The sequence below is a fragment of the Acinetobacter sp. ANC 4973 genome (assembly GCF_002135275.1).
GTDB classification, from domain to species: domain Bacteria; phylum Pseudomonadota; class Gammaproteobacteria; order Pseudomonadales; family Moraxellaceae; genus Acinetobacter; species Acinetobacter kyonggiensis.
This window is the reverse complement of the sequence record NZ_NEGM01000002.1, coordinates 16,782-31,888: the sequence shown is the minus strand read 5'-3', so window position 1 is coordinate 31,888 and position 15,107 is coordinate 16,782. Positions and strand designations below refer to the sequence as shown.

The 15,107-nt window shown below is 40.8% G+C and carries 13 protein-coding genes; 8 read left to right on the top strand and 5 right to left on the bottom strand.

The annotated features are described in order from the left end of the window. Window positions 1–87 precede the first annotated feature (87 nt). The gene (rsgA, locus tag B9T30_RS03105; protein WP_086183733.1) at window positions 88–1,155 is read right to left on the bottom strand and encodes a small ribosomal subunit biogenesis GTPase RsgA; all 1,068 of its coding nucleotides are present in this window, start codon (window positions 1,153–1,155) and stop codon (window positions 88–90) included. A 125-nt stretch (window positions 1,156–1,280) separates the two neighbouring features. Between rsgA and orn the strand changes: the two genes are divergently transcribed. Together orn and B9T30_RS03095 are read left to right on the top strand one after the other, a co-directional pair. After that, window positions 1,281–1,832 carry an oligoribonuclease gene (gene orn / locus B9T30_RS03100; RefSeq protein WP_004649751.1) on the top strand — a complete coding sequence of 184 codons (552 nt, stop codon included), beginning with the start codon at window positions 1,281–1,283 and terminating at the stop codon, window positions 1,830–1,832. A 161-nt stretch (window positions 1,833–1,993) separates the two neighbouring features. Beyond that, complete coding sequence (locus B9T30_RS03095; RefSeq protein WP_086183732.1) at window positions 1,994–2,779, top strand: ThiF family adenylyltransferase; 786 nt, start codon at window positions 1,994–1,996, stop codon at window positions 2,777–2,779. Window positions 2,780–3,296: 517 nt separating this feature from the next. Here the strand turns inward: B9T30_RS03095 and B9T30_RS03090 are convergent. Then, window positions 3,297–4,340, bottom strand: coding sequence for a hypothetical protein (locus B9T30_RS03090; RefSeq protein ID WP_086183731.1), 1,044 nt, complete (start codon window positions 4,338–4,340; stop codon window positions 3,297–3,299). A gap of 156 nt (window positions 4,341–4,496) precedes the next feature. Between B9T30_RS03090 and pheS the strand changes: the two genes are divergently transcribed. The 3 genes from pheS to B9T30_RS03075 all read left to right on the top strand — a co-directional run bounded on the left by pheS (window position 4,497) and on the right by B9T30_RS03075 (window position 8,284). Next, window positions 4,497–5,477 carry a phenylalanine--tRNA ligase subunit alpha gene (gene pheS / locus B9T30_RS03085; protein WP_004649748.1) on the top strand — a complete coding sequence of 327 codons (981 nt, stop codon included), beginning with the start codon at window positions 4,497–4,499 and terminating at the stop codon, window positions 5,475–5,477. Between the two features lie 132 nt (window positions 5,478–5,609). Continuing rightward, window positions 5,610–7,991, top strand: coding sequence for a phenylalanine--tRNA ligase subunit beta (gene pheT / locus B9T30_RS03080; protein WP_086183730.1), 2,382 nt, complete (start codon window positions 5,610–5,612; stop codon window positions 7,989–7,991). Beyond that, entirely contained in the window at window positions 7,988–8,284 is a 297-nt protein-coding gene (locus B9T30_RS03075) for an integration host factor subunit alpha (RefSeq protein ID WP_004649746.1), read from the top strand. The genes pheT and B9T30_RS03075 overlap by 4 nt, the downstream gene beginning before the upstream one ends. Window positions 8,285–8,529: 245 nt before the next feature. Here B9T30_RS03075 and B9T30_RS03070 read toward each other — a convergent pair whose 3' ends face one another. From B9T30_RS03070 to trxA, 3 genes are all read right to left on the bottom strand, one after another. Further along, a complete protein-coding gene (locus tag B9T30_RS03070; protein WP_086183729.1) occupies window positions 8,530–8,799 on the bottom strand; it encodes a hypothetical protein in 270 nt (89 codons plus the stop codon). Between the two features lie 413 nt (window positions 8,800–9,212). Beyond that, the gene (rho, locus tag B9T30_RS03065) at window positions 9,213–10,481 is read right to left on the bottom strand and encodes a transcription termination factor Rho (RefSeq protein ID WP_086164946.1); all 1,269 of its coding nucleotides are present in this window, start codon (window positions 10,479–10,481) and stop codon (window positions 9,213–9,215) included. A 329-nt stretch (window positions 10,482–10,810) separates the two neighbouring features. Next, window positions 10,811–11,137 (bottom strand): thioredoxin, encoded by a 327-nt coding sequence (gene trxA / locus B9T30_RS03060; protein ID WP_004649742.1) that lies wholly within the window; start codon window positions 11,135–11,137, stop codon window positions 10,811–10,813. Between the two features lie 262 nt (window positions 11,138–11,399). Between trxA and ppx the strand changes: the two genes are divergently transcribed. The 3 genes from ppx to tilS are packed head-to-tail and all read left to right on the top strand — an operon-like array spanning window position 11,400 to window position 15,081. Next, window positions 11,400–12,920, top strand: coding sequence for an exopolyphosphatase (ppx, locus tag B9T30_RS03055; protein WP_086164945.1), 1,521 nt, complete (start codon window positions 11,400–11,402; stop codon window positions 12,918–12,920). A gap of 50 nt (window positions 12,921–12,970) precedes the next feature. Continuing rightward, the gene (locus B9T30_RS03050; RefSeq protein WP_086183728.1) at window positions 12,971–13,795 is read left to right on the top strand and encodes an acetyl-CoA carboxylase carboxyltransferase subunit alpha; all 825 of its coding nucleotides are present in this window, start codon (window positions 12,971–12,973) and stop codon (window positions 13,793–13,795) included. After that, window positions 13,732–15,081 (top strand): tRNA lysidine(34) synthetase TilS, encoded by a 1,350-nt coding sequence (gene tilS, locus B9T30_RS03045; RefSeq protein WP_086183727.1) that lies wholly within the window; start codon window positions 13,732–13,734, stop codon window positions 15,079–15,081. Before B9T30_RS03050 ends, tilS begins: the two co-directional genes overlap by 64 nt. Window positions 15,082–15,107 lie beyond the last annotated feature (26 nt).

Sequence of the window (15,107 nt, the reverse complement as noted above, 5' to 3'; positions counted from 1 at the left end):
CCTAATTACAATTTAAAATTGCGTAGAGTATAGCTCATAAATATGGCGATCAAAATCACCGCTTCAAGGGCTAAGGGTTAAGAAAAATTAATTTTTTTGCTGTGCTTCAGCAATTTCATCGGTTAAACGTAAATAACTGTCTAAACGACGTTGCAAAATTTCACCTGATTGTGCTGCTTGACGCAAGGCACATTGCTTTTCATGCTTATGGGTGCAATTGCGGAATTGGCAATATCCCAGCAGATTTTCAATTTCAGGAAAACCATGTTGAACTTTATCTGGGTTTAAATGCCATAAACCAAATTCACGAATTCCGGGTGAATCAATCAGTGCTGAACCTTCGCCAAAAGCAATCAAACGCGTCGAGGTTGTGGTGTGTTGACCCAGTGCTGAGTTTTCCGAAATGATATTGGTTTTTTGTGCAGCATCGGGAACGATGGCATTAATCAGTGAGCTTTTTCCAACACCAGACTGTCCGACAAAGGCTACAGTTTCACCAGCTAAGCGATTTGCTAATGCAGAGACTGCGGAGGCATCACCCGTCGACTGACATTGCATGACTTCATAACCTAAGGCTTGATACTCTTGCATCAGCTTTAAAATTGGATCATTTTCTTGAATTAAATCAGCTTTATTTAACACTAAAAGCGCAGGGATTTGGGCATCGGCACAGGCCACGATATAGCGGTCAATGAGACTGGGTGCAACTTCTGGAAAGGAGGCAAACACAACCACAATTAAGCTGACATTGGCTGCCACAGGTTTGACTTTGTGGTAGCGGTCTGGGCGTGTCAGGAGTGATTGACGTGGGTGAATGGCAGTAATAATACCCAAACCAGTATTGGGGTCTGCTTGCCATTTAACACGGTCACCTGTCACCAAGGCTTCTAAATTGGTACGTGTATGACAGCGCCAGACACTACCGATTTCAATCGGCTTCCAGAAAGGCTCTGGTTCACCTGATTTGACTTCAGGTTTAATCGGATGCTCATCAGGCATTGATAGGGCTTGAACTTCAAGTTGACGGCCATAGTGCTGTACCACTAAGCCTTCGAGGTCATTTGAAGTATCGAGTTCTTCTTGACGTGTTTTATGTTGTTTCTGAATGCGACGTTGTTGCTGTTCAGTTAAACGACGTTTACGAATTAAAGCCATTCATATCCTAAAAAAACCATGCACTAAGGAAGGCAAAAATAGCATGAAGCGGGGTATGAGTTACAGCCAAGTTGCAATAAATTTGCTACTATAGCCGTTTTTAAGCCTAATAAGATTGCACATTTATGAGCAGCACTCCTGATACCCGCCTCATTTGGATTGACCTTGAAATGACAGGTCTAGATACCGATAACGATAAAATTATTGAGATTGCGACCATTGTGACTGATGACAAGCTCAATATTTTGGCGGAAGGCCCTGTGCTGGCGATTCATCAGTCACCCTTGATCCTCAATGCGATGGATGAATGGAATACGCGTCAACATGGTCAGTCTGGATTAATTGAACGTGTGCGTCGTAGTAAATTGACTGCACAAGATGCAGAACAGCAGACCATCGAATTCTTAAAAAAATGGATCAATCCTAAAGTATCACCAATGTGTGGCAACTCAATTTGCCAAGACCGCCGCTTTATGCACCGTTTGATGCCTGAATTGGAACAGTTTTTTCATTACCGTAATCTTGACGTATCATCAGTAAAAGAGTTGGCAAAACGCTGGCGTCCTGAAATCATGAGCGGTTTGAAAAAGAATGCTTCACATTTAGCCATGGATGACATTCGTGATTCGATTGCAGAATTAAAGTATTACCGTGAATATTTTTTTATTATGAATTAATAGATATAGAAAGAGGCTTAAGCCTCTTTTTTTATGGGCGAAAGATCAGCCCATTTTTATTTGAATCACATCCTATTTATTCTCTTGAACAGATACATTATCGGAACAACATAGAATTTGATAAAATGCGCTGGTATTTTTAGCTGTTAGATAGATGACGAATGACTGATCTTCCCCAAGATGATGAATATGAGCGCCGCTTTGCGGGTGTGGAAAAAATTTATGGAGATGATGCTTTTCGTCAGTATGAACAGAGCCATGTGATGGTGATTGGAATTGGCGGTGTGGGTTCTTGGGCGGTTGAAGCCTTAGCGCGAACAGGCATTGCTGAGCTGACCCTGATTGATATGGATGTGATTGCAGCATCCAATATTAACCGCCAATTGCCCGCCATGAGTTCAACATTAGGGCGTGAAAAAGTTGAGGTGATGGCTGAGCGTTGCTATTCGATTAATCCACGTATTAAAATTAATGTGGTTGATGATTATTTAACGCCTGAAAATATTAAAGAACTTTTAGCCAATATGCCAGATGTGGTTCTCGATTGCATTGATGATGTTAAAGCCAAACTCTCGCTAATGTTGCATTGTCGCTTTAATAAAATTCCTTTGATTGTTTCAGGTGGCGCGGGTGGCAAGCTTGATCCACTGAAAATTCGGGTGGCAGATTTGTCTAAAACCGAACAAGATCCCATGTTGGCAAAACTACGCAGTCAGTTGCGCGCCAAAGGCATTTGTAAAAAAACTAAAGAAAAATTTGGCATTACCTGCGTGTATTCGATTGATAATCCATTTTCAAGCGCAGAGGTTTGTCCAAGTGCTGGCTTGCGTTGTGGCGGCTACGGCTCAGCAGTGGTGGTAACTTCAAGTTTTGCCATGGTGGCAGTCTCTGAAGTGTTAAAAAAACTGGCCGCGAAAAAAGCTAAAATCGAATCGGCAAAGTCATGAGAAAATCTAAGGGTTGTTGATGTTTGCATGTAGAAACCACAACACCACAGTCCTCACCATAAAAAGCACTGCAAATAAGCAGTAATGCCATTCAGTTAAGGATTTGAGAAATAAAGTTCTTAGTTATTCATGACGGAGTCTTATATTTTTTAAATCAAATACTTGGAGCTCACCTATTACTTTGGATAAGCCCAAAGTAATCAAAGGCATTTGTCATGCCGCAAAACTCGCCAAATACCTTTTATTGATTAATAAATCGCAGAAACCTTACTTTTTTAATCTTGCGGTGTATACACCTCATGCCTCGAACAGTTGCGGATGACGTTTCCGCGTATTAAATAACATCATGAATTTAAAAAATAAAATGCCAGTCAATTTCTTAACTGACTGGCATTACTGCAAAAAAGCACTGCTTTTTTGTGGATGTCTAGCGATTGATTTAAAGCATTATACAGCGCGTAGGCTGAGTTTGCGTTTTCCAAACACTTAGCATCAATTTTAGAATCTTGATCAAAAATCAAAGTCCAAAATAATAAGCACAGATACAAATGACAACAGTTAATAAAATCAGTTTAATCACCCCCGATGCACCGACTTTTTGCGAAGCATGCACTGGATGTGTTTTTAAATTTTGTGCTGTGTGGGGTGTTGCATGAGCGCCATCTAAAGGGTTGGCAACTTCGACTGGGGTTAGTTTTGCAGACTGATAATGATTGGCCACTTTAACAATAAACTTTGTCGTTAAATCATCTAATTTTTGGGAAAAATGGCGCAGATTGAGCTGTTCTTCAGGGCTAAGCTCACTACCATCGGCATGATTGGGGTGTTGTAGTTTGTGCTGAATATAGCTTGATAATGCCTCTAAACGATGCAGCGTTGTATGAGCATAATCCGCTTGATACTCGGTAGGCAATAACGGGAGATATTTACTTTCTGCGACAGGTGAGCTATCGACAGGCTCTAGGTCAGATGGACTGATGCCATAATAAGGAAAATCTCGATTTGCTGGTTCGTTAAAGCCTTGAGCAAATTTATTCTCAAATAATTCATTGTCGGTATAAAGCTGAATATCATCCCAATTCGGCTGCTGTAAATCAGCATCCACACGCTTTGCCAGCTTTGGATTCAGCTCAAAACGCCAAAATATTTCCTGACGGCATTGTTCTTGTTGTGGTTTAGGCACTTCATAGTCATGGTCAGCGTTATACCATTCTGCTAATTCTTTGCCAAAAATCCATGCGGTTTTTTTATGCTGTTCATGACTGATAATAATATGCGGTATCTGTAATAGTTCTACATTGGCATTTGGGTTTTTTTCATCATTTAAAAGACTTGAGCTGTGTAAGCTAATACGCTGTGTGCCTTGTTTTTTAAGTGCTTCTAGCCAAACTTGAAAATGTTGCGCAAGTAGGTGTTGTGACAAAAGATCACGGAAACGCAAGTTATGCTGGTTAAAAATGGCATGCTGTACCCAATGATTAAAGCTTAAATTTTGCTTCAGATACTCATTACCATAGGTCACTAAAGTCAGTTGTTGTTTCCAAATTTGATCGAGAGCCATTGTTATTGATCTCATGAATATTGGCTTTATCTTATCCTTTTTATAAATCCGGATGCTAATCTAATTTTCCTCTACTGGGAACTTCATCAATACGTTCAAAAACTGTTAGAATATGGGGTTTTATTATATTTTTAAATTGTTGCTTTGAGAGTTACTATGTCACTGGAAGCCCTGACCACTGAAGCGCTCGCTGCGATTGCAGCAGCTCAAGACCTTGCTACACTCGATCAAGCCCGAGTGCAATTTACAGGGAAGAAAAGCCAGCTCGCGGAACAATCGAAGGCACTGGGTAAAATGGATCCTGAAGAACGTAAAGTTTTTGGGGCGAAAATTCACGCGGTACGTGAAGCCATTACGGGTGCATTAACGACACGCCAAGCGGAACTACAAAAAGCTGCACTAGAACAAAAACTTGCTAGCGAAGTAATTGACATTACCTTGCCGGGTCGTGGTCAAAGTGTGGGAAGTATCCATCCTGTGACGCAAGTGCAGGAACGTATTTGTCAATTCTTTACTAAAGCGGGTTTTACTGTTGCGACTGGTCCAGAAGTTGAAGATGATTATCACAACTTTGAAGCATTGAATATTCCGGGGCATCACCCTGCGCGTGCGATGCATGACACCTTCTATTTTGATGTGAATCATTTATTGCGTACCCATACTTCGGGTGTGCAGATTCGTACCATGGAAACGCAACAACCGCCTATTCGTATTGTCTGTCCGGGCCGTGTATACCGCTGTGACTCAGACCAAACTCATTCTCCAATGTTTCATCAAATTGAAGGTTTATACATCGCTGAAAACACCAGCTTTGCAGAACTTAAAGGCTTGTTGATTAATCTGTTAAATGAATTTTTTGAAAAAGATTTAACGGTACGTTTCCGTCCCTCTTATTTCCCATTTACTGAGCCAAGCGCTGAAGTGGATATTATGGATGAACGTGGTCGTTGGTTAGAAGTTTTAGGTTGCGGGATGGTGCATCCGAATGTACTTCAAGCAGCAGGCATCGATCCTGAAAAATACAAAGGTTTTGCTTTTGGTCTAGGGGTGGAACGTTTTGCGATGCTTCGCTACGGTGTGAATGATTTGCGTATGTTCTTCCAAAATGATGTGCGTTTCTTACGCCAATTTGCTTAAACAGATTTAGACCTCTCCCTGACCTCTCCTAAAAGGAGAGGGGCTGTCCAAGTAGGACACAGGGTTCTCCCCCTTTTTCAAAGGGGGAGTTAGAGGGGGATTTAAAAAATTGATTTATAGGTTTTTAACGAAATGAAAATTAGCGAAAATTGGTTGCGCACGTGGGTCAACCCTACCGTTGATAGCGAAACGCTATCTGACCAGCTCACGATGCTTGGTTTAGAAGTTGATGAGATGATTCCAGCCGCGAAACCTTTTACAGGTGTGGTGGTGGGTGAAGTTTTAACGGTAGAACAGCATCCAGATGCAGACCGTTTACGTGTTACGACTGTGAACATTGGTACAGCTGAAACCTTACAAATTGTCTGTGGTGCGCCAAACGTGCGTGTTGGCATGAAAGCCCCTGTTGCAACCATCGGTGCAGTTTTACCGGGTGATTTCAAAATCAAAAAAGGCAAACTTCGTGGTATTGAATCACAAGGCATGCTGTGCGGTGCATCTGAAATTGACCTTGAAGATAAAATTGATGGTCTGTTAGAACTACCAAACGATGCACCTGTGGGTATCAACATCCGTGAATATCTCAATCTTGATGATCACGTGATTGACATTAGCATCACACCAAACCGTGGCGACTGTTTCAGTATTCGTGGTATTGCGCGTGAAATTGCGGTGATTAACCAGTTGGCTGTAACCGAACCTGCAATTACAGCGGTTGCTGCAACAATTAGCGATGAGAAAAAAGTTGTCGTTGATACTGATGGTTGCCCACGCTATTTAGGGCGTGTGATTAAAAATGTAAATACCAAAGCAGCAACGCCAGCTTGGATGGAACAAGCCTTAGCTCGCTCAGGTATGCGTCAGCACAGTATTTTAGTCGATATTACCAATTACGTGCTGATTGAGTTAGGTCAACCCTTACATGCATTTGATGCTGCTAAAGTTCAGGGTGCTGTCCATGTTCGTCAGGCAACTGCTGCTGAAAAACTTGTTTTGCTCAATGAACAAGAAGTTGAATTGACTGAAAATGTGATGGTCATTGCCGATGATGAAAAAGCATTGGCTATGGCGGGAATTATGGGGGGCTTGTCTTCATCTGTAACGGATGAAACCACCGAAATTTTCCTAGAATCAGCATTCTTTGCACCGCTTGCAATTGCAGGTCGCGCTCGTCGCTATGGTCTGCATACCGATGCATCACAGCGTTATGAACGTGGTGTCGACTTTGAATTGCCAATCATTGCGATGAATCGTGCATCACAATTGATTGCCGCATTAGCGGGTGGTGAATTCGGTCCGATTACGCTTGCAGAAAAACCAGAACTTTTACCTACCCGTGAAGCGATTGAACTTAAACAAGTACAAGTCGATCAATTGTTGGGTTATGCCGTTGAGAGCGATTTTATTACGGATGCACTACAACGTTTAGGTTGTATTGTGACGATCAAAGCACAAGGTGAGTGGAATGTTCTTCCGCCATCACACCGCTATGATATGGCAATTTATCAAGACCTGATTGAAGAAGTTGCCCGTATTCACGGTTATGACAACATTCAAATCAGTCTACCTGTGATTGATGTGAAATTAGCCAAACATCAAGATCAGTTTGAACTGCCTCAGCTTCGTCAAACATTGGTGACTTTGGGTTATCAAGAAGCAATCAGTTTTAGCTTTGCAGATGCCAAGCTTGAAAAGCAGCTCAATCCGAATGTAAATCCATTGATGTTGGCAAACCCAATTTCAAGTGAATTGGCTGCGATGCGTTCGACTTTGTTGTCTAGCCTCATTCCATGCGTACAGTACAATATCAATCGTCAGCAAAGCCGCGTGCGTTTCTTTGAGCTGGGTTTACGTTTCGATTATCAAGATGCAACCAGCATCCATGACTTAAAACAAATCCCAACTTTAGCACTGATTGCTGTTGGTGCTAAAACGGCTGAATCTTGGCATGGTAAAGCACAGCCGATGGATTTCTTTGACCTCAAAGGTGAGATTGAAGAAATTTTAGCAGCGGGTCGCGTCGAAGTTGAATATGTGCGTTCAGAGCGTGAATGGTTACATCCTGGTCAATCTGCGGAAATTTTAGTCAATGGGCAATCTGTTGGTTACCTTGGTCGTTTACACCCATCTTTAGAAGATGAGCTAGATTTGGGTGTCACTTGGGTGGCAGAAATCGATCAACAGGCTGTTTTGCAAACTTATGTATCTAATTTTACAGAATTATCACGATTTCCATCGGTTAGACGTGATATTGCGCTTTTAATTAGTGATAAGATTAATGTTAGTGAAATTCAGCAACTTATCGAAAAAACGGGTGGAGAGCTTTTAGACTCAACTTGGTTGTTTGATGTGTACACTGGACAAGGTGTTGAAGAAGGTAAACGCTCATTAGCATTTGCAATTCTTTGGCAGCATCCAACCCGTACACTTGAAGATGCTGAAATCAAATCCGGTATGGACAATATCCTACAAGTGTTGGAAAACACTTACCAAGCGACATTGAGGGCTTCATGACAGCATTAACAAAAGCAGAAATGGCTGATCATTTAAGTGAGCTCACGAGTTTAAACCGTCGTGAAGCAAAACAAATGGTCGAGCTATTCTTTGATGAGATTAGCCAAGCGCTAATCTCGGGTGAGCAAGTTAAACTTTCAGGTTTCGGTAACTTTGAGTTGCGTGATAAACGTCAACGCCCAGGACGAAACCCGAAGACGGGTGAAGAAATTCCGATTTCTGCACGCCGTGTGGTAACCTTCCGTGCTGGTCAGAAATTTAGACAGCGTGTTGGAAATGAGCAGATCGATTGATCTGCTTTTTTATACTTAAATTTTAATTGATCAGTTATTTTTCTAGAAAATATAGCGGTAGCGACATGAGTAATATGAAAAAATTATTTTGAATAATGATCATTATGAAGTGCGATGTTGAATCGTTGTAAAAGTGTTTTGAACGCAGCATAAATGCTAATGATGTTTTTATTCAGATTATATTTTTAGCGTGATAAAAAAAGAGAGCCAATGGCTCTCTTTTTTTTACTGTCTAATCTTAAAGATTAGTGAGCAGCAGAAGCAGCAGTAGAAGCAGCATCAGCAGCAGCGTCAACAGCTACAGAAGCAGCATCAGCAGCAACAGAAGCAGCAGCTTCAGCAGCAGGAGCAGCAACAGAAGCAGCAGAAGCAGCAGCTTCAGCTTCAGAAGCAGCAGCTACAGCTTCAGAAGCAGCAGCTTCAGCAGCAGGAGCTTCTTCAGTTTTTTTAGCACAACCAACGAAAGCTAAAGTAGTAGCAACTGCAGCAGCAATAGCGATTTTTTTGAATAACATGGCATCACTCTCTAAATATGAGATTAAAAATAACCTTTGTTAGCCTGTTAAGTGCTTTTATTCTTCCTAATATTTTTTAGGTAGTAACAATGCAGAGGCAGTCTAACTGGTCTGCAAATATGCTATCACTGCGCATTTTTAATTACTACTAGGCGATAGCTAAAAAATGCAAAAAAAGCTGAAAATTGAGCAATTTTTTAACAGAAAATAACAATCAATTGCAAGGTTTGTATTGGATAAACACTCAATAACCTGCTAAAAAATATCATTTTTTTTATCTGATTATTTTAATAATCAAAAACTTGCATAAAAATTTACAAAGAAAAAAGTCAATTGTATCTTTATGTAAGTAAAGTCAACCAAATAAAAAGGCTATCGTTAGAGATAGCCTTTTTTATCAAAATAACTGCATATTAACTGGTTGCTTTACGTTTCATTTGATCAAAGAAATCATCATTGGTTTTGGTTTCTTTCATACGATCCAATAAGAATTCCATTGCTGCCAATTCATCCATTGGATGTAAAAGCTTACGAAGAATCCATACTTTACGTAGATTGTCTTCACTCATGAGGCGTTCTTCACGACGAGTACCTGACTTTTTGATATTCATCGCTGGGAAGACGCGTTTTTCAGAAATACGGCGATCCAGTGTGATTTCTTGGTTACCTGTACCTTTGAATTCTTCGTAAATCACATCATCCATCTTACTGCCAGTTTCAATTAAAGCAGTTGAGATAATGGTTAGTGAACCACCTTCTTCAATATTACGTGCCGCACCAAAGAAGCGTTTTGGACGTTCAAGTGCATGTGCATCTAAACCACCAGTCAGAACCTTACCAGAAGAAGGAATAACGGTGTTATAAGCACGTGCTAGACGGGTAATAGAGTCCAGTAAAATCACGACATCTTTACGATGTTCAACCAAGCGTTTTGCTTTTTCAATCACCATTTCAGCCACTTGGACGTGACGTGCAGGTGCTTCATCAAATGTTGATGCAACCACTTCACCACGAACAGTACGTTCCATTTCGGTTACTTCTTCAGGACGTTCGTCAATTAGAAGTACAATCAGGAATACTTCAGGGTTGTTACGAACAATCGATTGAGCGATGTTTTGTAACAACATGGTTTTACCCGCTTTTGGCGGAGCAACAATAATTGAACGTTGGCCTTTACCAATCGGTGCAACCAAGTCAACTACACGTGCGGTTAAATCTTCAGTTGTACCGTTACCCAATTCCATAATCAATTGTTCAGTTGGGAACAATGGCGTTAAGTTTTCGAATAAAATTTTGTTACGTGAATTTTCTGGTGTGTCGTAGTTAATTTGATTCACTTTTAATAAAGCAAAATAACGTTCGCCTTCTTTTGGTGGGCGAATTGTTCCTGTAATAGTATCGCCAGTACGTAAGTTAAAGCGACGAATTTGAGATGGGCTGACATAAATATCGTCAGGACCAGCAAGATAAGAGCCTGCTGCAGAGCGTAGGAAACCAAAACCATCAGATAGAATTTCGAGAACACCATCACCAAAGATCTCTTCGCCATTCATTGCATGGCGCTTTAAAATGGCAAAAATGATGTCTTGTTTACGGTTACGCGCCATTCCTTCTAGGCCCATAAACTCAGCAATCTTGATGAGTTCGCCAATCGGTTTTTTCTTGAGTTCAGTTAAATTCATAGGTGGTCAGATAGAATCAAAATTCTGGAATACAGATGGGAAAAGGGAGCAACATTCAGCCGCTTGCACGCAATAAAAATAACGTAATTGTATTTGCACAATAACAATTCAGAGGTCTGATTCATTGTTTCGAAGAAAAAAGTGTAAAAACAATATATGTTGCCGAGCGGCGATCTTATGTGTTGTGTCTTGTAAGAAAACGCTGGATTGGAAAATCCTTTATTCCTTGAACATGTAATATAAGAGTAAATAAGCTTTTTGTCAATTTATAGACGAAAAAAATACGCTACCCTAAGATAGCGTATTGCATTAAATGACATTGTTTTGAATTAGATATTTTCTTCAATAAATGCAGTTAATTTAGATTTTGGTGCAGCACCGACTTGTTGTGCTACAACTTCACCATTTTTAAACATCAAGAGTGCAGGAATGTTACGGATATTGTAGTTTACTGCCGTCGCTTCACAAGCTGTTACGTCAACTTTAACAATTTTTACTTTACCTTCGAATTCTGTAGAAAGTACTTCTAATACAGGAGCAATCGCTTTACATGGTGCACACCAGCCTGCCCAAAAATCAACAAGTACAGGAACGTCAGATTGTAAAACGTCAGCTTCGAAGTTCGCATCAGTTGTGTTTACGATATTGCCAGACATGGATATGCTCCAAATAAAATTTTAAGAGAGTTTTATAACGATAAGTATTACATAGCCTTGTTTAACTATGTAGTGCGATATGTAAATTTTCAAACATTATAGTGAGTTTGTCTAATTGATGCTCACGATATTGATCATCGTGTCCTACAATTATACTTTTGATTAAAAATTTAAAAACTCCTCTATTTGTCTTGATAAATGGCTTTTAAATTGCATGTATGTGAATTACTCTAAGCGTAATTCTTATAGGTTCGTTTGAATAATGTCTGATTTTTTGATTGATGAAGAGTTACTTGCTGCCATCGATATGGGGTCGAACAGTTTTCACCTTGCGATTGCACGTGTAGATCATGGCGAAGTTAAAAAAGTGGCTTCAATGTCAGAAAAAGTACAATTGGCAGCTGGTCTGGATGAAAATAAAAACCTAACTGAAGCCGCTCAGCAGCGTGGCTTAGCCTGTCTTGCGCGTTTTGTCGGGCGTTTAAGTTCAGTACAAGCCAATCGTATGCGAATTGTGGCGACCAATGCTTTACGTCAGGCCAAAAATGGGCATGAATTTATTCAAAAAGCGGCAGAAATTTTACCTAAACCGATTGAAATTATTGCGGGTCGTGAAGAGGCGCGTCTGATTTATTTGGGTGTATCGCACACCATGGCGAATAGCGGTCGTCGTTTGGTGATCGACATTGGTGGGGGATCTACCGAGCTGATTATTGGCGAAGAGTTTGAGCCGATTCATACTGAATCTTTACAAATGGGCTGTGTTGCTTTTACTAAAGCCTATTTTAGTGATGGCGAAATTAATCAGAAAAATTTTGATAAAGCGGTTGTTGCTGCGCGTAAAGAGCTTTCAGGTATTGCCAATACCTATAAAACAGCCGGTTGGGATACGGTTGTCGGCTCAAGCGGCACGATTAAAGCGTGTCGTCAAATTACCATTAATATGGGCTGGAGCGATGAGCAAGAAAATTTAACCCGCGAAGGCTTAGAAAAGCTCAAAGAAAAGTTACTTAAATTTAAAGATATTTCTGAAGTTGATTTTGATGGCTTAAAAGAAGACCGTCGAGCAGTTTTGCCAGCTGGGGTTGCCATTTTATATGCTGTGTTTGATGTGCTTGAACTTGATAAATTAGTCTATTCCGATGGTGCATTGCGTGAAGGTGTAATGTATGACCTGTTGGGTCGTTTCCAACATGAAGATATCCGAGATCGAAGTGTTCAAGCTTTAATGGGTCGTTATAATGCCGACCCTAAACAAGCTGAACGTGTGGTAAAAACTGCCCAAGATTTATTTGATGGTGTTGCTAAGATATTGAATTTAAACACTGAAGATAGTGATTTGCTGCGCCGCGCTGCATATTTGCATGAAATTGGTTTGGCCATTAGTCATGGCGGTTATCATCGTCATGGTGCTTATTTATTGCAACATTCGGATATTGCTGGTTTCTCGCAAATTGATCAAAACCATCTTTCACATTTAGTCGCACATCATCGTCGTAAGTTACGCAGTGACAGTCGGGTGGATGTAATTAAGGTGGGGGGTAGCAAATTAGTTTATCTTTGTCTATTGCTTCGTCTTGCAGTTTTACTCAATCATAGTCGTAGCGATGAGATGCTTCCTGCCATTGAATTAAGTGTTGGCAATGAGCAACAATGGCAACTCAGCGTTTCTGGCGATGCCAAACAATGGCCTTTGCTTGTGGCCGACTTGCATGATGAGCAAGTGCAGTTCAAGCATTGGGATATTGAATTGAATATTCAGTCGGAACAATTTATCTATTAACAAGTGATTGGTTAACAAGTGATTGTTAATTTAGGGATAATGGTCGACCTATGAAAAATAAAGCTGCTCAATCTAAAGCATGGACAACGGTTCAAATTGCACGTCATCCAGAACGTCCGCAATTTTTGGATTATGTTGGTGAAATCTTCACTGAATTCGATGCTTTACATGGAGATCGGGTGTTCGGTGATGATGGTGCAATGATCGGTGGCTTGGCACGTTTTAATGGTCAGCCAGTCATGATTGTTGGACAACATCGTGGTCGTAGTACTCGTGAAAAATTGCAACATAACTTTGGGATGAGTAATCCAGAAGGCTACCGTAAATCGCAACGTTTACTGGATATGGCAGAACGATTTAATCTTCCTGTGTTTACCTTTATTGACACTATGGGTGCATATCCAGGTGTGGGCGCGGAAGAACGTGGTCAAGCAGAAGCGATTGCGACCAGCCTTGCACAGCTTTCAAGTTTAAAAGTACCTGTGATTGCAACTGTACTGGGTGAAGGCGGTTCAGGTGGTGCACTCGGTATTGGTGTGGCGGATCGCGTTATTATGTTGTCTCATAGTATTTATTCTGTGATTTCACCTGAAGGCTGTGCAACCATTTTATGGAAAACAGCGGAGAAAGCTGAACAAGCCAGCGAAGCATTAGCATTGACCGCTGAAAAACTCAAAAAAATGGGTATTGTGGAATATGTTGTTGATGAAGGTGAAGGTGCACATTTGCAACCTGAGCAAGTCATGCAAGCGCTTAAAGATGTGTTACAACAAGCTTTAGAAGAATTGCAACCAATGGAAGCGAATGAACGATGCGAAGCACGTTACCAGCGTTTAATGAAGTTTGGCAGCGACAATTTAGGTCTAATGTCTTAAAACAGGAACAACAGTTTCCTGAAAATACCTGCTTTTTAATTGGATGTAGTGGCGGCATGGATTCCATGTTGCTGCTGCATCTGATGTCTTATTTATACCCTGAAAAAATTCGTGCTATCTATATTGACCATCAATTGCAATCGCTCAGCGCCAGTTGGGGAACATTTGTCTCTGATCAATGTGCTGCACTGAATATTCCTTGTATTGTTGAAGCCGTCAAGGTACAAGCAGGTAATGTGGAACAGCAAGCCCGCGAAGCACGTTATCAAGCCTATTTAAAGCATTTAAAACCCAATGAAATTTTAGTTTTGGCCCATCATCAGCAAGATCAAGCGGAAACGTTAATCTTGCGTCTGCTTTCAGGTGCTGGCGTGCAGGGGCTATCTGCCATGAAACAGGTCGATGTTCGTGAGCAATTTACCCTTTGGCGACCACTACTCGATATCTCACGTGAGCAGATTTGCCAATGGGCAGCACAACTGGATGTGCACAATATTGAAGATCCAAGTAATTTGAATACTGATTATGATCGGGCATGGTGTCGTCATGAACTGTGGCCAATGTTACAAAATCGTTATCCGAAAATGCAACAAGCCTTAAGTCGCACCAGTTTTTTGATGCACGATGCGGATGAAATTCTGCACGATGTTTTGCAGCAAGATTTGGTGTTTTGTGGCACAGCAGTTGAACTTGATTTAAAAAAATTAGCGCAATTATCCACTGCGCGTCAAAGACAGCTTTTATCGGCATGGATGAAAGGACAGGATCGCTATCGACCCAGTTTTGAGATGGTTGAACGCTTGCGCTATGAAGTCATCGAGTCTAAGTCCGATGCGCAAGCGGCCTTGCATTGGAAGCAATATTATTATGTGCGTTATCAGCAAAAACTTTTTCGTTTAAGCTTGGATGAATATCTTGCTGAGAAAAATCAACTGGATAATTTAATTGCAACGATTCAAGTACAATTCAATCAAAGTATTAATGTTCTTTCAGGGCAATATTACGCTGAGCCTGCACAAATCGGATTATCAGCATCCTTATTGGGTAAAGCATTAAATTTAGTGCTGCGCCAAGGCGGAGAAAAAATTCATTTACATGGGCGAGTCGGGAGTTGGCCGTTAAAAAAAGCCATTCAAGACGCGCAAATTTTTCCTTGGCAGCGTCATACAATTCAAATATTAAGCATAGATAATGTTATGCTTGGTGTTTTTACACCAAAAGGGTTTTGGTTAGCTCAATCTGAATATTGTGAAGTCGGTGGTTGGCAACCAAATTTGATCTCTTAGTTAAAAAATTCTACGTCGAGTATGAT

Excerpts from the sequence above, each read along its gene's own strand:
- rsgA (WP_086183733.1), bottom strand. The coding sequence starts at position 1,155 with ATGGCTTTAATTCGTAAACGTCGTTTAACTGAACAGCAACAACGTCGC.
- orn (WP_004649751.1), top strand. The coding sequence starts at position 1,281 with ATGAGCAGCACTCCTGATACCCGCCTCATTTGGATTGACCTTGAAATG.
- B9T30_RS03095 (WP_086183732.1), top strand. The coding sequence starts at position 1,994 with ATGACTGATCTTCCCCAAGATGATGAATATGAGCGCCGCTTTGCGGGT.
- B9T30_RS03090 (WP_086183731.1), bottom strand. The coding sequence starts at position 4,340 with ATGGCTCTCGATCAAATTTGGAAACAACAACTGACTTTAGTGACCTAT.
- pheS (WP_004649748.1), top strand. The coding sequence starts at position 4,497 with ATGTCACTGGAAGCCCTGACCACTGAAGCGCTCGCTGCGATTGCAGCA.
- pheT (WP_086183730.1), top strand. The coding sequence starts at position 5,610 with ATGAAAATTAGCGAAAATTGGTTGCGCACGTGGGTCAACCCTACCGTT.
- B9T30_RS03075 (WP_004649746.1), top strand. The coding sequence starts at position 7,988 with ATGACAGCATTAACAAAAGCAGAAATGGCTGATCATTTAAGTGAGCTC.
- B9T30_RS03070 (WP_086183729.1), bottom strand. The coding sequence starts at position 8,799 with ATGTTATTCAAAAAAATCGCTATTGCTGCTGCAGTTGCTACTACTTTA.
- rho (WP_086164946.1), bottom strand. The coding sequence starts at position 10,481 with ATGAATTTAACTGAACTCAAGAAAAAACCGATTGGCGAACTCATCAAG.
- trxA (WP_004649742.1), bottom strand. The coding sequence starts at position 11,137 with ATGTCTGGCAATATCGTAAACACAACTGATGCGAACTTCGAAGCTGAC.
- ppx (WP_086164945.1), top strand. The coding sequence starts at position 11,400 with ATGTCTGATTTTTTGATTGATGAAGAGTTACTTGCTGCCATCGATATG.
- B9T30_RS03050 (WP_086183728.1), top strand. The coding sequence starts at position 12,971 with ATGAAAAATAAAGCTGCTCAATCTAAAGCATGGACAACGGTTCAAATT.
- tilS (WP_086183727.1), top strand. The coding sequence starts at position 13,732 with ATGCGAAGCACGTTACCAGCGTTTAATGAAGTTTGGCAGCGACAATTT.